This is a genomic window from Mycoplasmatota bacterium, from assembly GCA_018394295.1.
Taxonomy (GTDB): domain Bacteria; phylum Bacillota_I; class Bacilli_A; order Haloplasmatales; family Haloplasmataceae; genus JAENYC01.
On the sequence record CP074573.1, the window covers coordinates 2,050,395 to 2,069,077 of the forward strand.

General features: G+C 26.3%; 12 protein-coding genes. 1 reads left to right on the top strand and 11 read right to left on the bottom strand.

The window, feature by feature from the left end; translation table 11 throughout:
- Nucleotides 1–580: 580 nt before the first annotated feature.
- From KHQ81_09450 to KHQ81_09465, 4 genes are all read right to left on the bottom strand, one after another.
- Nucleotides 581–1,909, bottom strand: coding sequence for an O-antigen ligase family protein (locus KHQ81_09450; GenBank protein QVK17113.1), 1,329 nt, complete (start codon nucleotides 1,907–1,909; stop codon nucleotides 581–583).
- 126 nt (nucleotides 1,910–2,035) lie between these two features.
- On the bottom strand, nucleotides 2,036–3,043 hold the full coding sequence (locus KHQ81_09455) for a glycosyltransferase (GenBank protein QVK17114.1): 1,008 nt from the start codon (nucleotides 3,041–3,043) through the stop codon (nucleotides 2,036–2,038).
- A gap of 35 nt (nucleotides 3,044–3,078) precedes the next feature.
- Complete coding sequence (locus KHQ81_09460; protein ID QVK17115.1) at nucleotides 3,079–4,371, bottom strand: UDP-glucose/GDP-mannose dehydrogenase family protein; 1,293 nt, start codon at nucleotides 4,369–4,371, stop codon at nucleotides 3,079–3,081.
- An 18-nt stretch (nucleotides 4,372–4,389) separates the two neighbouring features.
- Nucleotides 4,390–5,277, bottom strand: a complete 888-nt coding sequence (locus KHQ81_09465) for a glycosyltransferase family 2 protein (GenBank protein QVK17116.1) — start codon at nucleotides 5,275–5,277, stop codon at nucleotides 4,390–4,392.
- Nucleotides 5,278–5,524: 247 nt separating this feature from the next.
- Here KHQ81_09465 and KHQ81_09470 point away from each other — a divergent pair, with 247 nt between their 5' ends.
- Nucleotides 5,525–6,823, top strand: coding sequence for an ISL3 family transposase (locus KHQ81_09470; GenBank protein QVK17117.1), 1,299 nt, complete (start codon nucleotides 5,525–5,527; stop codon nucleotides 6,821–6,823).
- Between the two features lie 277 nt (nucleotides 6,824–7,100).
- Here KHQ81_09470 and KHQ81_09475 read toward each other — a convergent pair whose 3' ends face one another.
- Genes KHQ81_09475 through KHQ81_09505 form a run of 7 tightly spaced genes read right to left on the bottom strand, consistent with a single transcriptional unit; the run spans nucleotide 7,101 to nucleotide 18,678 of the window.
- Nucleotides 7,101–8,087 (bottom strand): SDR family NAD(P)-dependent oxidoreductase, encoded by a 987-nt coding sequence (locus KHQ81_09475; protein QVK17118.1) that lies wholly within the window; start codon nucleotides 8,085–8,087, stop codon nucleotides 7,101–7,103.
- 4 nt (nucleotides 8,088–8,091) lie between these two features.
- Complete coding sequence (locus KHQ81_09480) at nucleotides 8,092–9,045, bottom strand: flippase-like domain-containing protein (protein ID QVK17119.1); 954 nt, start codon at nucleotides 9,043–9,045, stop codon at nucleotides 8,092–8,094.
- A gap of 9 nt (nucleotides 9,046–9,054) precedes the next feature.
- Entirely contained in the window at nucleotides 9,055–10,089 is a 1,035-nt protein-coding gene (locus KHQ81_09485; protein QVK17120.1) for a hypothetical protein, read from the bottom strand.
- Nucleotides 10,067–11,230, bottom strand: coding sequence for a glycosyltransferase family 4 protein (locus KHQ81_09490; GenBank protein ID QVK17121.1), 1,164 nt, complete (start codon nucleotides 11,228–11,230; stop codon nucleotides 10,067–10,069). The genes KHQ81_09485 and KHQ81_09490 overlap by 23 nt, the downstream gene beginning before the upstream one ends.
- Complete coding sequence (locus KHQ81_09495; GenBank protein ID QVK19610.1) at nucleotides 11,227–12,198, bottom strand: glycosyltransferase family 2 protein; 972 nt, start codon at nucleotides 12,196–12,198, stop codon at nucleotides 11,227–11,229. The genes KHQ81_09490 and KHQ81_09495 overlap by 4 nt, the downstream gene beginning before the upstream one ends.
- On the bottom strand, nucleotides 12,188–14,935 hold the full coding sequence (locus KHQ81_09500; protein QVK17122.1) for a YfhO family protein: 2,748 nt from the start codon (nucleotides 14,933–14,935) through the stop codon (nucleotides 12,188–12,190). Before KHQ81_09500 ends, KHQ81_09495 begins: the two co-directional genes overlap by 11 nt.
- The gene (locus KHQ81_09505) at nucleotides 14,932–18,678 is read right to left on the bottom strand and encodes a glycosyltransferase (GenBank protein ID QVK17123.1); all 3,747 of its coding nucleotides are present in this window, start codon (nucleotides 18,676–18,678) and stop codon (nucleotides 14,932–14,934) included. Before KHQ81_09505 ends, KHQ81_09500 begins: the two co-directional genes overlap by 4 nt.
- Nucleotides 18,679–18,683: the final 5 nt, after the last annotated feature.

An 18,683-nucleotide genomic window follows, 5' to 3' on the forward strand; every position in this document is an offset into this window, starting at 1 on the left:
ATATAATTATAACGCAATTATAATAGTTTGTACATCAAAATATTTGATATTCAAAATATTAAGCGGTATCATCTACAATTTATATTCTTTCAAATAATAAAACTATTATTAACAAAATTACTTGTCGAAATATAAACAATTATAATGGTTGGTAATTTGTAACATGCATTAAAAAAACAAAAAGGTAAGATTAAATAAAATCTTACCTTAATATGCACCCCTAATCACCTTCAATTACAAGAGGTAAATTAAATCTAGAAACAAACCTCTGAAGTATTCATTCATAATTTAACTTGATAACCCTAATTATCCATTATTTAATAATGGTTTGATGCTCTTAATGAACTTAGGAGAAACTTCATTATGGTTTAAAACAAATTAATCATACAACTTGATAATTTAAGAATGAGCAGAGCCCTATGGTGAGGAAAATCAAATATTTTGTTACAGGAAACTAATAATCATTAGGGTTGTAACGAAATACTAATACACCATCCTTCTTGAAAATCATAAATAATTAATTGAAGTTAATTATTAGAGTTGCACATCACTATAAAATATGCGAATAAACAATTAAATATTAGTGTTTTTGATAAATTTTTAAGTTTAATAGGTCATCTTTAATAGAGTGTCTGTATATCTCAACAATTCCTAAGATTGAATAAAAGATTAATCCGAAATAAAAATAATCAAAACTTACATCTACTTGTTGATGAGATAAGGCACCAATAATACTAATAGTACTACACAAGACAAAAGTATCTCTTGGTTTAAATAATACTCTAAGCCATCTTAAGACCACAATTAAAAATAAAATAAGTCCTACAATCCCTAAGGTTGCACCAATTTGAATGATAAAATTATGATAATGACCAGACGTTGTTCCTAAATAATGATTAATCATGTACTTACTTGATTTAATACCATCACCAAACCATTTGTTTTCTAAAAATCTGTTCCATCCTAATTCATAAAGTGAAAATCTCCCATTATCATTCACAAATTCTTTGGTTAAATATTTATCTTTAACTAGATTAAAGTAAAGATTAAACCGCTCATTCTTATAGATGATTATACATATTCCAGCAATAATCGTTCCAAAACGTAATAGGAATCTTTTTCTAACTAGTAATAAGATAAATAAGAGAAGTGAGAAAGCAAATCCTAAAATTGCACCCCGAGAAAGAGTCAATAATAATCCGAAAATATTAAGTAAATCTAATAAAAAATAGCCGATATAATAATGTTTTTTATCTAAATACTTATATAAGGCAATAGGAATAAGTAATACAAATATGACAGCGATAAAATTAGAATAACTAAATCCAAGGTCAACTAAATTCTTACTGTGTATGACCTTTTCAAATCCGTAGATATGGTAATTATAAAAGATTTCAGCTGATAATGTAAGCATTATAAAAGTTGCTATTTTTGAGATATCTAATAAGTGATGTTTTTTCACTTTAAAGCGTCCATTCGTGATAATATAATAAATGGCATACCCTTCAATGACAGCCATTAAACCATAGATACCAAAACTTTTAACAGGGGTCCATAGTAGGGATAATAATTGATAAAGAAAATATACAACCAATGGAATGAATAATTTTCCCATGGCAAAATATTTATTTTTGATATTAACTAATAATACATAAAAAAACAAAATGATAACTAAACTATAATCAATTTTAAAAGCACTGTCATTTTGTAAACTCATAATTGAGAATATACAGACAACCACAAAATAGGAAATCGATTTTTGTTTAATCATTAAATACAGAAAAATTAAACAATATACGATAAATGCATATTTATAATCATCTGTCTTATAAAACCAACAGTTTAATGTCACAATCATTAAAAATAACAACTGTAATTCTAGTTTATATTTCTTTAGTAATTTCATCATCTTAACCTCTATATAATTGCTTATTCTATTATATCATTAATTTACAGATAAATTGTTTTTCTAAAGTGATTTTTTATATAAATAAACATACAGAATAGAAAACAGAGTTATTTATACAATAACTCTTTACTTATCAGATTTTCTAATCCATTTGTTGATTATTTTTATTCTAGTAATTGATGAAACAAGTGAATGGATAATCGGATTACTAAATATTATTTTTTGACTTAAGATAAATATATATACACGATAATCTAATCGTTTTTTATAGTAAGGATTTTTCTTAAAAGACTGAAACTCACATTTTAAATTATGCATTAATTCACAGTATACGGATAACCTTAAATCTTTATCTTTAATAAATAAGGCTTTACTCATTTGATAAAAGTAATGTCCTATGGCCATAAATTCTAGTTCAAAATAATATTCCTTTTTTAAAGATTTAAGATGTAAAAAACTTTTATGAATGTCTAATAATCGTCTATCATATGTATTAGAAATTGACTTATCTATGACACGATAATAATAGAGAACTTCATCTACATAGGAGATTTTTGCTTTTGATAATAATAAAGGGACGATAGAAAGGTCTTGGGCTACGGTTACATTTGGAAATGATAAATATTTTAGTAAAAAAGTATGAGTAAACATTTTATTCCAAAAAGCTGGTTTTGACATAATGACTTCCTTATGTGTTTTAGCGTAAAGAGGGAATTGATTTTTTGGAATTGGTGTTACTTCATTGTTCTTTCTTAATAATTTATTATTTTGATTAATTACTTCATAATTACACATTACTATTTCAGACTGATCTTGCTCTAGTTTTAAAAGTAGATTTTTTAGGTAATTCACATCTAAATAATCATCACTATCAATAAAAACAACATACTCACCATGACAACTTTCAAAACCTCTTTTTCGACACACTTGTGCCCCTTGATTACTCTCATTTTGCTCTAATATAAAACGCTTATCCACAATTGAATTTATTATTTCACAACTTTTATCAGTAGATGCATCATCAACAAAAATACATTCAAAATTTGGATAACTTTGGTCGATAATTGATTTAATTAATTGTGATAAATAATCTTCACTATTATAAACAGGACATATTATACTAACTGTTTTCATCATTTACCTCACTTTGAAAAAAGAGGGTCACCCCTCTATCTACCGATTGAATAGTATTTGATATTTGCATCCTTCATATCTGAAACATTAAAACAATTTCTACCATCAAAAACAACAGGATATTTCATATGTTTTACAAAATCATCAGGCTGTAAATTCTTAATTTCTTTCCACTCAGTAAAGATAAAACATAAATCTGCATCTTTTAATGCTTCAAGTGCTGAATTTGTGTAATTTATCTCTTCTGGAAACAATTTTCTGAAGTTTTTAATCCCAACAGGATCATAGGCATTTATTTTCGCACGTTGCTCTAATAATGCTCTTACATTAGGAATAGAAGGTGCTTCACGTAAATCATCTGTTCCTGGTTTAAAAGTTAATCCTAATACAGCAATCGTTAATCCTTCTAAAGATTCATATTCTTCCAAAGCTTTTTTATATAATTTATATTTTTGATTTTCATTAACTTCAATCGCAGCTTTAACTGTCTTTAACTCATATCCATACTGACTTGATAACCAATGAAGGGCTTTGGTATCTTTAGGAAAACAAGAACCACCATAACCGATTCCTGCTCGTAAAAACTCTTTGCCAATTCGATTATCATAACTCATCCCAGTTGCCACATCTTCTACATTAGCACCAACGATTTCGCAAAGGTTAGCGATATCATTCATAAAAGATATTTTTAAAGCAAGGAAATCATTAGATGAGTATTTCACCATTTCTGCACTTTTTCTATTCATTACTAAAATAGGTTGATTAAATGGTGAATAAACAGCTTTTAATACCTTTTCTGCGTTTTCTGATTCAACACCAACCACAATTCGACTGGCTTGCAAAGTATCACGGACTGCAGTGCCTTGAGCTAGAAATTCTGGATTTGAAGCAACCTCAATAGAGACTGAGTGTGTTAAGCGATTTTTTATATATGATTCTACTTTATCATTAGTACCGATTGGTACGGTTGATTTTACGACAATGATTGTATCTTTTTGAACCGATTCAGCAATTTCTTTTGCAACTTGAAATACATAATCTAAATTAGCAGAACCGTCACTTCTCTCTGGTGTACCAACCCCAATAAAAATGACCTCACTATCAGAATAAGCTTCTTTGAAGTTTGTTGTAAATTTTAAACGATTTTCTCTAAGATTTTTTTGAAGGAGTGCTTCTAATCCTTCTTCATAAATTGGTGAAATACCCGCTTGCATTCTTTCAATCTTTGATTCATCTATATCAACACAAGTGACTAAATGTCCTACTTCTGCCAAACATACCCCAGTGACAAGTCCTACATACCCTGTTCCAGCAACCGCTATTTTCATATATTAACACCTCTAAATTTAATTTTTAACAAGCACTTTGTTTTGTACGTCTTCTAAATAAAAATTCTTAAATTTTTTAAAGGATTTAATATGGTTTTGGTATAAAAACCATCTTTTACCTCTTGTATTACTACATATCATATCCATCGATTGGTCTTCTAAGTGAATAACCTTGATATGGTAATCAAATAAAATCTTCTTCTGTTCTCTCTTACATCTTAATGCTAGGAAATCTTCTTCTAAGAATAGAAATGTATCTGGATGCATTGCTTGTCTATTAAAATGTTCTAAGTAACTTCTTGTAAAAAACATACAACTTCCATGTAGTTTTTTAATATAACGTCTTTCAGTAGGCGCTACATTACCTTTTCCATAAAGTTTACCCATTGTAGCTACAGCTAATACATAAAAAATCATATCTAGATGAATTCTATTTAAAAAAGATAAAATATAATACACAAAGAGGTAGATATTTATCCAAATCATCGAATATTTAATCTCTGGTTGTGGATTTTGACTTCCCCCATCTTTTTGTACAATATTTGGGGCTAATAAGTCATATGGTTCTTCAATTTGATTAAGGTGTTCATTTAAATTGTTAACATCAAAAATAATATCATTATTTAGAACACATACCAAGTCAACATCGTATTGTTCTAATAAACACCCTACACCATAATTAGCACCTTTAGCATATCCTAAATTATCTTGTGATTGAATTGTTGTCACTCGATCATCCTCTTGATAAGCTGATAATACATTTTCATAAGCTTTATTATTAGAATGATTATCAACGATAAAAATATGATAATCATTATCATTCATAGTTTTTTTTATCGAATCAACACAAACATAAGTATCTTTATCATTATTATATTGTACGATGACAAATCCTATTCTATCCATCTGACTTCACCCCTCCCTATTTTATTCCTCATTCATTATATAACATTTTTCTACTCTTTTCTACATGAAAGCGATTTTTTTTAATTGGATAAATTTACATTAAAAAAAGACCTAAATAATTAGGTTCTATAATATTTGGTGTGGGTAATAAACTCACACCATTTAATTTGCATAAAAAAATGAGACAGATTTCCAATATCCTGATACAATTAATAACGACGAAATCACTAATGAAAGGATTGGAAATATGTCTCAATACAATTGTATCGTAAAAGTACTAAATTTAAAAGATGAAAATATTTCTTTTAATGAAAACTTTTACTCAGAAGAAATTATTAAGGGTGTTAGATCACAAATCTATTATGGAACTCTCACATATCAGCCTCAATATTGTTATTCATGTGGTTGTGTATTTGATAACCAGTTTGAAAAGCATGGCTTTAAGACATCTACAATAACTTTACCTAAAGTATCTAATATGAATGCTTATTTAAAACTTAGAAAACAACGTTATAAATGTCATCATTGTAATAGTACCTTTACTCTCAAGACATCTATTGTTAATCAGCATTGTTATATATCTAATAATACTAAAGTAGCTGTTGCTCTTGCAGCTTCTAATAAGATTTCTGAGTGTGATTTAGCCAAAGAACATAATGTATCACATTCCACTGTAAATCGTGTTATAAACAGTTTCTATGAAGTGCATAAGCCTAATTATAATTATTTACCTGAACAACTTTGTTTTGATGAATTTAAATCAGTTAAATCATCAGTAGGGGCTATGTCTTTTCTTTTTTGTGATGCTCATAATGGAAGCATAATTGATATCGTTGAAGATAGACGCTTAAATTCATTAATCAAATATTTCCAACGATACACTAAAAAAGCAAGGAGAAGTGTAAAATTAATCGTTATCGACATGTACAAGCCCTACATTCAACTTATAAAGATGCTCTTTCCTAACGCTAAAATAGTTATGGATAAATTCCATATTATTCAATTAATCTCTCGCTCATTAAATAAAACTAGAGTTAGAATTATGAATCAAGATAAAAAGAACTACAATAAGTTTAAACGTTATTGGAAGCTTATATTGAAAGATCGGGCTAAATTAGACATCAAAAATTATAGAAAAGTTTATTGTTTTAAACAAATGATGTGTGAAGAAGATATTGTAAATTATTTACTAGATCAAAGTAATGAACTTAGAGATACATATGAACTATATCAGGACCTTTTACATAGTATTAAAAACAAAAATCCAGAACTCTTTACAACTACTCTTGATCAAATTGAACAAGAATACCCAAACATATCAGCTTATATGAAAACATCAGTTAAATCTATTCGTAAGAATAAATCCTATATTCTAAATCTAATGTCTACTAATTATACAAATGGTGTAATTGAAGGTATAAATAATAAAATAAAAGTTATCAAGCGTATAGCTTTTGGTTATAGAAGCTATCATCATTTTAAACTACGAATTCTCATTTCTCATGGAATGGGAACAATGAAAAGAGGACTAAGTCATTCAGCTTAATCCTCGTAATTGATTTAATGTCAGTTTATTGGATATTCTCTACCCACACTACTTGACAAAGAGCCAATAATTATAGGTCAATTCCAATTAAACGAGCATATTCAATTGTAACATCTTAGTTTATAAATCTATGACATGTTTTTGTCAAGGTGTAGACTATCAATAGTGTTTATTTTTGGTCAAATAAATTACCAAAGCATAAAAAACCATGTTCTATACCTATCAAAACTCCTTATTTTATAAAGTAGATATATTAATTGTATATGAATCTTTAAAATTATCTATTTTTTAATTTCCATTCAATAAATTGTTTAATTCCATGTTCAAATTTAGTTGTTGGGTTATACTGAAGAATTTTTTTAGCTTTAGAAATATCAGAAAAAGTTCTTTGTACATCCCCTGGTTGCATTGGCATTATATTTAACTTTGCTTTTTTGCCTAACGTATTTTCAATTGTTTTAACCATCATTGCCAGTGAAATTGTTTTTGATTCACCTAAATTAAAGATGTCATATTTTTTATCTTCTTTGCTAATCCATTGTATTGTCTTTGTGATACCATCAATAATATCATCAATATAGGTATAATCTCTTTCTGTTGTTCCATCTCCATAGAAAGGAATCATTTTATCTTGAAGAATCAAATTTGTAAATTTATGAATAGCTAAATCAGGGCGTTGTCGTGGTCCATATACTGTAAAAAATCTTAAACAAGCACAACTAATGTCGTATAAATGATAATAAGTATGACATAAGACTTCACCTGATTTTTTAGTTGCTGCGTAAGGTGAGATAGGGTTATCGACAGAATCTAATTCTGAAAAAGGTACTTTTTTATTATTTCCATATAATGAGGAACTAGAAGCAAAAATAAACTTGTTAACATGATGTAATCTACATGCTTCTAATAAATTCAAAGTTCCATTAACATTTACATCAACATAATATTTAGGTTGTTCTATTGAATATCTTACTCCAGCCATAGCCGCTAAATGGATGACCATATCTATTTTATTCTCTGAAAAAACATTATCTACAAGCTTTTGGTCTCTAATATCACCTTCATAGATGATAAATTTCCCCTCTTCTATTTGTAAATTATTCATTGTTTTTTTTATCTCAAGAATATTATTTCTTTTTATAGTAGGATCATAATAATCATTAAAATTATCAATTATAATCACATTATGACCATTTTTTAACAATGATTCAGCTAAATGTGAACCAATAAATCCTGCGCCTCCTGTAACCAAAATAGCTTTCATTTAATCAACTCCTTTGTATTTGTCTTCTTTTACCAATTAAGTAAAATGGGATACCCGTTAAACTAAATAATAGAAGATTAACTCTTGATATAATAGACGCTGCTAAAATATATTCCGTATTGTATCCAAATATAGTTCCATATATAAATAAAGCAACACCTTCTGAAACACCAATTGAATTAATTGATATTGGTAATACACCACATACTCTCATTAAAGCTACTGTAAAAATGATAATTACTATATTAATATCATAATCTATGGCTCTATAAACAATAACTTGCATAAATACTGCCACTAGGTGAAAACCAAAAGAAATCATCAGCCATTTTAATATCAACTTTTTATTATCAATGTTTATTATATTGTTGATAATTTCTAAAATTTTGTTTTGAATATGATTTAAAACACGTGGTTTTTTAAAAATATTAATTTTTATTTTTTTTCGATAAAAAAACAAAAATATAACTAATAATATTGTTATTATAAAGCTACCTAATACAATTAAATTGAAAATTACATTATTCATTCCAGTAAAGATATAATATAGACCAATTATAAAAATAACAGGAAACAATATAGAAAAACCCATACCTCTTTCTAAAATGATTGAAGTAATCGATTTAGCTTTCGAGTGATTTTCATTGTTTAAATAGAATACTTTATAACCATCCCCACCTATACTACTAGGTAGAAAATTATTAAAAAATGAACTTGTATAATATAACTTTAACGTTTCAAAAAACGGTAGGTTAATTCCATAGTACTTTAATGTAGATTGCCATTTTAAAGAACTTAAAAAAACACCAATATTCCATAATAAATAGATTATTAGAAAATATATTAAATTGATTCGTTTTAAAACATCCAACACATTTCTTATATCAACAGATTTAAAAATTATAAACAACAATATTGACATAATTATTAGTTTTATTATCGTTGTCTTATGTTTCATCATTTACACCTATTCTTTTTTATTGTTAGATTTTTGATTATTAATATATTCAATTAATGACTTTGCATAAACACTTGTAAAATCAGATTGTTCTTCAACTTTTTCCCAATGTCCATCTACATATGTAAAGTAGAATTCAGAACGTAATATAGTAATTGGACCAAAATGTAGTGCTTGATACTCTATTAAATAGGTATCCTCATCATTTATAGCGATATCTAATGAAATAAATGGTGTATCTAATTGAGAATAGATTTTCTTGGCAAAGTCTAGTAACCGTTTAGGAGGTTCAGCTAAAAAGTTAAACTTTCCACTTCCACTTGCTCGAAAATCATTTTTACGTACTTTCCTATTTAGAATATAATATTTGTTGTTAAATACAAGGATTTTCCAATCCTCTTCTAAATTAGGAATGAATTGTTGAACTACTAAACGAGAATAATATTTTTCCTCTAGTAAAAACTCTTTTGAATAAGAAATTTTATCAAAGAATTTATAATATATATATTTTTTATAGAACTCAATAAAATATTTCTTTATAGCGATTTTTTTAAATTTTTTCTTCAATTCACGTTCATTATTTACTTTATAAACAGAGAAAGAACCTGAACCTGTTACTTTTTTTAGTACTACAGGATATTTTACTTTGTGTGAATGATTTAATAAATCTTTATAAGTAGATATATATAAAGAATCTAAACTTTTAATTCCTAACATTTTTTTGTGAAGATCTTGAAAAGCCTTATTTTCATGACACATAAATAATTCATACTTTGGTATTAATGTATTGTTAAGATTTAAATTGTATAAAATATCATTTATATATTCTTTATATTCATAATTTTGTGAACTTGTATAGATGATGAAATTATTTTTAACGTTTTCAATTCCTACTTCATTAACTAATTGATCAAAACTCATAATTTCTAAATCCATTTGATTTTCAATAAATATGTCTTTAATCTTATTAATATCAATACTTCTATACTTTTTAATTCCTTGTCTAAGAGCTTTTCTATAATCAGTGAGTAACAGTACTTTCATTTTCTTCCACCTCCATTACCCTATTATAAATACTTTCATAACTTTGAACTACTTTTTCCAAAGAATAAGCATTTTCAATTAATTTTCTACTGTTTAATCCTAGTTTTATTCGTAATTCTTTATCGTTAATTAACTCTGTAAAGTTTTTAACTGTTTGTTCTTTTAAAGAAGGATTTATAATAAAACCATTATCCTGAATTAATTCCTTACTTCCTTCACATTTAGTCATTAATATAGGTAATCCACAAGACATCGCTTCTAAAACAACATTAGGCATACCTTCTTTTGATGATGGTAAAACGAATAAATCAGCATTTTGATAATATTGTAGCAGTTGATCATGGTTTTTATGACCCTCAAAATTTACAAGGTCTACAACATTATATTCTTTACAAAGTTGGATGAGATAATCACAATATGGACCCCCACCTACTACGGTGAGTACAACTTTTTTATTACTTTTCTCTTTAATTTCAGGAAGAAGTGGAATAATATGTTGTAATCCTTTTCTTTCAATTAATCGAGAAACAAATAAAATATTAATTTCTTCATCATTTTCTTTATGTTTAGGTGTGAATTCATGTATATTTACACCATTATGGACTACTGCTATTTGTGATTTTCTATCAAAATCTAAAGCTAATCTTTTTAGTCCTTCACTATTAGCTATTAAAGAATTAGCATTCTTCCAGATTTTCCTTAAAAAAGGATTAGTTAATTTATAGATGTACTTGAATCTTTTTTGAAATCCAGGTACATCTCCTCCACCCATTCTTACTACATATGGAAGATTAAATTTCCGTTTTAAATGTAATCCGATAGGTCCTGCTGGAATTCCAAAAAATACTTGACATATATCGTAATGATTCTTTTTGTGTAGAACTTCAGCTACTTTCATAGCTTTTTTTAAATAAGAAAACATTTCAACAAATGATGAAGAAGTTTTACTCTTCCGTCTAGTATTTAAACGGATAACATTTACACCATTTTCATTCATTTCACCAACTAATTCTTCAAATCCGGTTGTTAATACTGTCACGGTATGACCATTGTTAACTAGACTTTTCGATAGATAAAAACAAGCATTTGCACCTCCGCCACCTATAGGAGGATACTCATGTGAAACGATTAAGATTTTCATTGTCTTTCTTCCTTATCTAATATTTCCTCTACATTATAAATATTTTTATTTTGTCCCTCGAAATAAACTCTTGAAATCATTTCAGCAAGTACTCCAGTCAATATTGATTGAAAACCAGCAATAACAAACAAGATAGAAATCATAAAGAATGGGTTTCCTGTAATATCAAAATGATTATAAAACTTCATATATAATGTTACAACAGCTGATATCAGAGATATCATAAAGGATATAAATCCAATTTTCCCAAAAAAATGAATAGGTTTATGCATATATTTTAATAAATAGTTTACTAGAATTAAATCTAATATCACTTTAAAAGTTCTCGAAATACCATATTTCGATTTACCAAACTCTCTAGCATGATGATTTACAGTAACTTCTTTTATTTTAACTCCTACGAGATTTGCAACAGCTGGGATAAAACGATGTAATTCACCATACAAATTGACTTGTTTTAATACATCTGCTTTATAAGCCTTTAATGTACATCCATAGTCATGTAATTGTACTCCTGTTATTTTAGAGATTAACCTATTTGCGATTTTTGAGGGAATCTTTCTCATAATCATTTTATCTTTTCTATTTTTTCTCCACCCACTTACAATATCATAACCTTCTTTCATATTCTCAACAAGTTTGGGAATATCTTTTGGGTCATTTTGCATATCTGCATCCATAGTTATAATAATTCTTCCATTTGACATGTCTATTCCCGCTGTCATGGCTGGGGTTTGTCCAAAATTCTTTCTGAATTTTACAATTTTTAAATCATCTACTTTTTGGAATAAGTCATTTAATTTTATATAAGTTTGATCTTTACTTCCATCATCAACAAAAATAATTTCATATGTATTATCCATTTTTGATAATACGTCATGTAAAGCATTATATAATCTATTAATATTTTCTTCTTCGTTATAAATTGGAACGATAATTGATATATCATACATGTATTTATTTTGCATCATCATAAACACTCCTTATTCTTTTCTCGTATATTAAAATAAAAGTTAAAAGAATCCCACTAATAATAGTAGTTGCCAACCCCAAAGAAAAGTAAGGTGGTCTATACTGTAACTCTATATTATGATTACCTTCTGGTAAAAATAATCCTATAAAGCCAACATTAACTTTTTCATACGGATATTCTTTTCCGTCTACTTTAACTGACCATCCTTTACTATAAGGAATTGATAAAACTAATAACTTTTCTTTTTCTAGTGATATTCTACCAGAAATATTACTATCATTAAATTTTGTAATTTCAAAAGAATTCTCTTTCAATTTTTTAATATCATCTTCATATTCTTTTTTGTAATTAGAATTATCCTCTATAATAAATTTTGATATTTGATATTTTCCTGGGCTATCTCCTATATCTAAACGTAATGCTGTTATTAATGAAGGATTTTTAAAATTTAAATGAACTGTATAATCATGTGAACCGCTACCAATAATAAAATTCTTTGAATCCTCTTCATTAAAGGAGCTATCATTAGTTTTCCAAAATATCTGACCCACTCTATCGGATTGTGAACTAATAGTTAAGTCAATTGATATTATGGAGTTTTCAGGAAATGTTACAGGTAAAATAATTTGTGGGTCATTTCCTGTTGCTGTGTAACTAAAATCCTTAGGGAAATTATTTGTATGTATATCTATATTTCTATAGAACGCATTTTTTATTTGATCCTCAGTTATAGAAATCGTATCAGATTTATTTTCTAAATTACTTAAATCGAATTTTGTTAAATTGTTTACAGAACCTGAATCCGAATTAATAACTGCTGCTTTTAAAAGCAATTCATCTTTTTCATTATTATTTAATGTGTTGAAATTATCTAATGATATATAATGGTCATAAGTATATCCTAAAGGAAGATAATATTCATTTTCATATATATAAATATCATTAACCTTGTTAATTTGTTTATAACCAAATTTATTAATATCTTTTTTTGAAAGTAAATATTTAACGCCGACTAAAGTATTTAAATTTTCTCTACCATCAAATCCTTTTATATAATGTTGAACGCCTGGAATAAGTAAAGGCACATCCAAATTATCAAGAAATTCAATATAACTAGGTGTATTGAACCCACTATATATTTTCGTTCCAGAATAATCTTGAATTTGAGAATCATTTAAAAATTTAGACCAATATGTTTTATTTACTCTATAAAACGAGGTATCTATACTTTTTATATAAGATAATGCTTGATTAGTGGAATCATAATACATTTCACCATTAGAGATGATTTTAGGACTAACAGTAAATCTTTTATTGGTAGAATAATAAGAAAATAGAGTCAATTCAGTGATAATCAAACCTAATAATAAGAGTTTAATTTCATATTTAAACCTACTACATAAGAAGATAAATAAAGCTGTGTAAATGATTATCAAGATTAAAATTTTATAGTATTCATCTGTTTGTATATTAGATAAAAAAATTAGTAATCCAAAAGAAGTTAAAATGACTAAAGTTTTATTTAGTTTGAATTTCAATTGAAATAAACTATCTAATGTATACATTGATAAGAAAATTAAAGCAGCACTTACCCAAAATGATGATATTTTATAATATCCACCTGAGAAACCATTTAAAAAGTACCTAAAGTAAGGATTTACTAAATACACAAAGATTAATATTAATAATAATAAATGGGGAATATGTTTTTTGAAATCTCTTTTTATATAAATAAATAATTGAGGGATTAATATAATTGAAAATAATCCTATATAATAATTAGGTGCCTCTAAATAATTTAAAATACCTTTAAATCTACTCCCTATTCCTAATATATTTCCTGACAAGAATGAACTAAATCCTACAAATAAACTATTGATATCATTAAGAGAAAATATTTTTGAATGAAGAAATGCATTAGTTTTAGAATAATCACCACTTACTCTAGGACTATTTAATAAATTATAAATAGAGGGGAAAAGAATAAATGCATTTATAGCTAAACTAATCGCATAAAGAAATGCAAAAGATAATGAAAATTTTAAAAATGATTTCAGTTCTATTTTGTTAGTTACATAGAAATATCTTGTAAATCCATAAACACAAAGTATAAGTGAATATAGATAAACGTAATACATTCCTCTTGAACCTATAATTAAAAAGAAAACAAGTGGCATCATAAATTTATTTTTATTATGTAAAAATAATTCAAAAGCATATAGTAATAAAATTAAAACTAAACCATCTATTGAATAATGGTACCATGTACCTCTTATGACTATATGTGCACAAAAAGTGTATAAAATAGATGCAATGATTGAGGGAAATGGTTTAATACCTAATTTTGTTGTATATTTATAAACGAATAATGAAATAAGTAATCTTTTTATTACTTCCATATAGGGTAATATATATATAACTAATTTAGGACCAAATAACATTGGAATTAATGTGAATGGATTGAAGATATAGTTCCCATAGACATCTTTTCCTAAACCACTTGTAAAAGACCAAAATGGAAAATCAAAATTTGAGATTTGTCGGGATATCATAACCATACTTGGCCAAAATTGATTGACTGTATCTGAGCCAATATCATCGTACAAAAATAAATCTTGAAAAGTTAAGAAATTCCAAAACGTTATAACTAATATCAATAGAGATATCCCTAAATTTGTTAATAGACCTAACTTTTTATGCATTATTTTTTCAATTATATCGTTAATTTTCATGTTTCATCCTCTTGAGTAGTAAAGATTTCATTACTACTAATTTTAAAATCTGTATCTTCTTTTGATAAATTTATATTGTAATAGGGATCTTTTTTAATAATACTACTCCACTTTCTTTCCATAAACTTAATTTCACCATGAAATCTTTTAATTTTCTTTGGAGAGTCATCTTTACCTCTTGATTTAGATTCATAATGATACAGTTCAACTTGAGGTAAAAATATATTATAATAACCTTTTTCTAAAAGTTTTAAATTTAAGTCTACATCATTAAAAGCTACTTGAAGTTCTTCTTCTAGACCATGAACTTCAAAGAATTTTTCTTTTGAAATTAGTAAACAAGCCGCTGTTACAGCACTATAATTATACGGCACCTTTAGTCTTGCGTAATATCCTGGGCTTGTCCTATGATGATTTAGAAAAGCATGATTTGCTATTCCTCCAATACCTAAAATAACCCCACCATGTTGAATAGTCTGATCAGGATAAAGTAGTTTAGCACCCACGGCTCCAATATGATTTTGCTTAGCATATCCAGCCATGATTTCAAGCCAATTTGGAGTAATAACTTCTATATCATTATTTAGTAATAATAATAAATTCCCTTTAGCTATTTTTGCTGCTTCATTGTTTAATTTAGAATAATTAAATGGTATATCTAATCTTATTACTCTAAAGTTTTTATACGTTTGTTTATAATGCTCAAATAAATTAAGAGTATCTGTTTCTATACTACCATTATCAACGATAATTATTTCATAATTTTTAAATGTTGATTTTTCATAAATTGATATCAGACATTTTTCTAATAAATCAGCATGATCCTTTGTGGGAATAATAATTGAAATAAAATCATCTTCAATTAATTTATAATCCATCATATAATAAGGTACTTCATTATGTTCTATTACATTTGCTTTTAAATTTCGTCTTAATATGGTATCTTCTAAAGCTTTCTTCCCAGCTACATATGCATAATTTTTACTAGTATTATTCATTGCTGTAGATCCTTCAATCATACGCCAATGATATAAGATTTTAGGGATATGAATAATTTTATCTGTACTAGTCTTTTCTAAAAATCTTAATAATAAATCATAATCCTGAGATCCTTCATATCCAGTTCTAAAACCACCAATTTCATCAACAATTGATTTACGATATACCCCTAAATGACTAATGTAATTAGATGATAAAATCGTATCCGGTGAATAATCTGGTTTAAAATGTGGGTCACTTCTTTTACCGTTAATATCTATTTTATCTTCATCACTATAGATTAAATCAAGACCAGGGTTTACATTTAATGCCTTAACAATTTCATAAAGTGAAAATGGTGGTAATTCATCATCATTATCTAATAATGCTATAAAGTCTCCTGAGGCGAGTGTTAAAGCTGAATTACTTGCTCTTGATATATGACCATTTTTTTCTCTATAAATAACTTTGATTCTAGGATCAAGTTTTGTAAAGAAATTTAAAAATGTTTTAATATATTTATAGGTTGAATGATCATCTGCAATACATAGTTCCCAGTTAAAATAATATTGATTTCTAATAGATTCTATACATTTTTCCAGCCATTTCTTTTCTACATTATAAACTGGCATAATAATAGAAATCTTTGGTTGATATTTAAAAGATTTGATCTCTTTTATACATTTTTCTTTATTATATTTCTCATTATTATTTATCCACTCTTGATAAACTTTGAAAGAATCATAATTCATAATTTCTTGTTTAAATAAAAATCCTTTTGCATGACGAATGGTTTTTATTAAACCGTGTTTTCTTTGATACTTTAATGTATTTGTAAAATTCTTCCATGAGAAGACATATCTAAATTTAGATATGGTACTTTTCCTTTTTTTAAATATCATTCTGGTATTAATTTCAATAATTTTCTCATGCAAGTCGTTATCAGCAAAAAACCTAATAATTACCTTATCTTTTTTTTGTATTTTGTTAATTTGAATAATAAATCCACTATTTAAAGCTGAATCATATTTACCCTCAAAAGAATTAAAGACATCATCTCGTTTGCACTTTTCTAATTGACAACATTTATAACTTGGGCTTAATATTGAAATATTTAATTCATTTTTTTTATGAAAAGACCAACCATATACATATAAATTCTTTCCTTTAATAAAGCAGTTATCTATATGCATATAGATAGTTTTATCATCAATATGAGTCATTATCTCACTTGAATTATGTTTTTTTTGCCCTCTTAAAAAGTTAAAACTATTTTTAAAAAAATAAGTGATTTGCCATGAAAATGAACGATAAACATAACTTAATTCTTGAATTAGTTCAGTAATGTATGCGTTTAAATTCATCGTATTTTTTTTAAAAGTTTCATATTTTTTTTGTATAACCTCATAATTTTTAGATATTGCTGTAACTTGATTATTCTTTTCTAAAATATTGTTGTTTAACTGAATAGTATTTTCTTGTAAATCATTTATAACTTTCTGCTTATGATTCATCTCATATTTTATTTCTTGTAGATTTTCGTTTAATGTATTAACTAGTTTCTCTAACTCTATAACTTGCTTATTTTTTTGATCTAATTCATTTAATTGATTTATTAACATATTTTCTTTATTTTTTATATATTGGGCATTTAATTTAAAAGAATCTACAGTTGATAAATCTATTTCAAAATCGATAAGCTTGTAGGAAATTTTAATTTTCTTTATTTCATATGACTTGCTTTCAAAATTAATTTGCGGGTCTATATCGATAAAAAAATAGGTTTGTTCAATGTTATAAATTGAATTTGTATGATAAGTCAATTTTATTTCTTTATGATTAGCATCATAAAACTCTATCTTGTCTAATTGAACAATACCATTAGTATTAATTGGATCAAATCTTAATCCTTCTATACCTTTATATGAAGTTAAATCAAATTCAATGATATTATTATTTTCTAGATTATAATATTTAATAGAATCCTGTTCAGTAAAACCATTCCCTAAATCAATATAGAGTTGTGCAAAATAATAATTATTCTCTTTTATAATATCATTATGAACTTGAATATTGTGCTCTTTTACATATGATAATTTTTGTAGTCTAAAGACAAATTGATAGATTTCTCCATATTTTTTTGTTTTTAAATACTTTGCTACTTCTAGAGGTAAATCTGAATATGTATTTTTTATTTCAATTTCATTTACACTTGCTTTTGTACCGAACTGTTTTACTTGGACTAAATCAAGTTTCTTAAAAAAATCTAGGATACTACGATAAGTAAAAAAACGTATATGTGTATTATCAAGAAGTCCTATTTCATTGTAATTAAATTTATCATTGAATAAATCTATTAAAATAGAATTATGCGCAACATTTGGCACAGACATTAAAAATGAACCATCATCTTTAAGTAAATCCTTAGAAACTTCTATTACTTTATGCGGATTGTATAGATGCTCTAAAACATCTGCAAATAGGATATAGTCAAATTTAACTCCTTTGAACTTCTCCACCCAATGATATTCTTCTATATCACCAATTACATAATCTACAGCATATCTCGTTGCATCCAATATAGCAGTTTCATCTATCTCTACAATATAAACTTGACAATTCAATTCTTCATTTAAATATTTTGTTAATCTACCATGAGCAGGTCCAAACTCCAAAACTATAGAACTTGGTTTTATTTCCTTAGCAATTAAAGATAAAGAATTTTCTGCATTTAAATTTAACTCAAAATCATATTTATTAGACATCTATA

What these genes read in the sequence shown, in the direction of transcription:
- KHQ81_09450 (QVK17113.1), bottom strand. Translation starts at nt 1,909, where the DNA reads ATGATGAAATTACTAAAGAAATATAAACTAGAATTACAGTTGTTATTT.
- KHQ81_09455 (QVK17114.1), bottom strand. Translation starts at nt 3,043, where the DNA reads ATGAAAACAGTTAGTATAATATGTCCTGTTTATAATAGTGAAGATTAT.
- KHQ81_09460 (QVK17115.1), bottom strand. Translation starts at nt 4,371, where the DNA reads ATGAAAATAGCGGTTGCTGGAACAGGGTATGTAGGACTTGTCACTGGG.
- KHQ81_09465 (QVK17116.1), bottom strand. Translation starts at nt 5,277, where the DNA reads ATGGATAGAATAGGATTTGTCATCGTACAATATAATAATGATAAAGAT.
- KHQ81_09470 (QVK17117.1), top strand. Translation starts at nt 5,525, where the DNA reads ATGTCTCAATACAATTGTATCGTAAAAGTACTAAATTTAAAAGATGAA.
- KHQ81_09475 (QVK17118.1), bottom strand. Translation starts at nt 8,087, where the DNA reads ATGAAAGCTATTTTGGTTACAGGAGGCGCAGGATTTATTGGTTCACAT.
- KHQ81_09480 (QVK17119.1), bottom strand. Translation starts at nt 9,045, where the DNA reads ATGAAACATAAGACAACGATAATAAAACTAATAATTATGTCAATATTG.
- KHQ81_09485 (QVK17120.1), bottom strand. Translation starts at nt 10,089, where the DNA reads ATGAAAGTACTGTTACTCACTGATTATAGAAAAGCTCTTAGACAAGGA.
- KHQ81_09490 (QVK17121.1), bottom strand. Translation starts at nt 11,230, where the DNA reads ATGAAAATCTTAATCGTTTCACATGAGTATCCTCCTATAGGTGGCGGA.
- KHQ81_09495 (QVK19610.1), bottom strand. Translation starts at nt 12,198, where the DNA reads ATGCAAAATAAATACATGTATGATATATCAATTATCGTTCCAATTTAT.
- KHQ81_09500 (QVK17122.1), bottom strand. Translation starts at nt 14,935, where the DNA reads ATGAAAATTAACGATATAATTGAAAAAATAATGCATAAAAAGTTAGGT.
- KHQ81_09505 (QVK17123.1), bottom strand. Translation starts at nt 18,678, where the DNA reads ATGTCTAATAAATATGATTTTGAGTTAAATTTAAATGCAGAAAATTCT.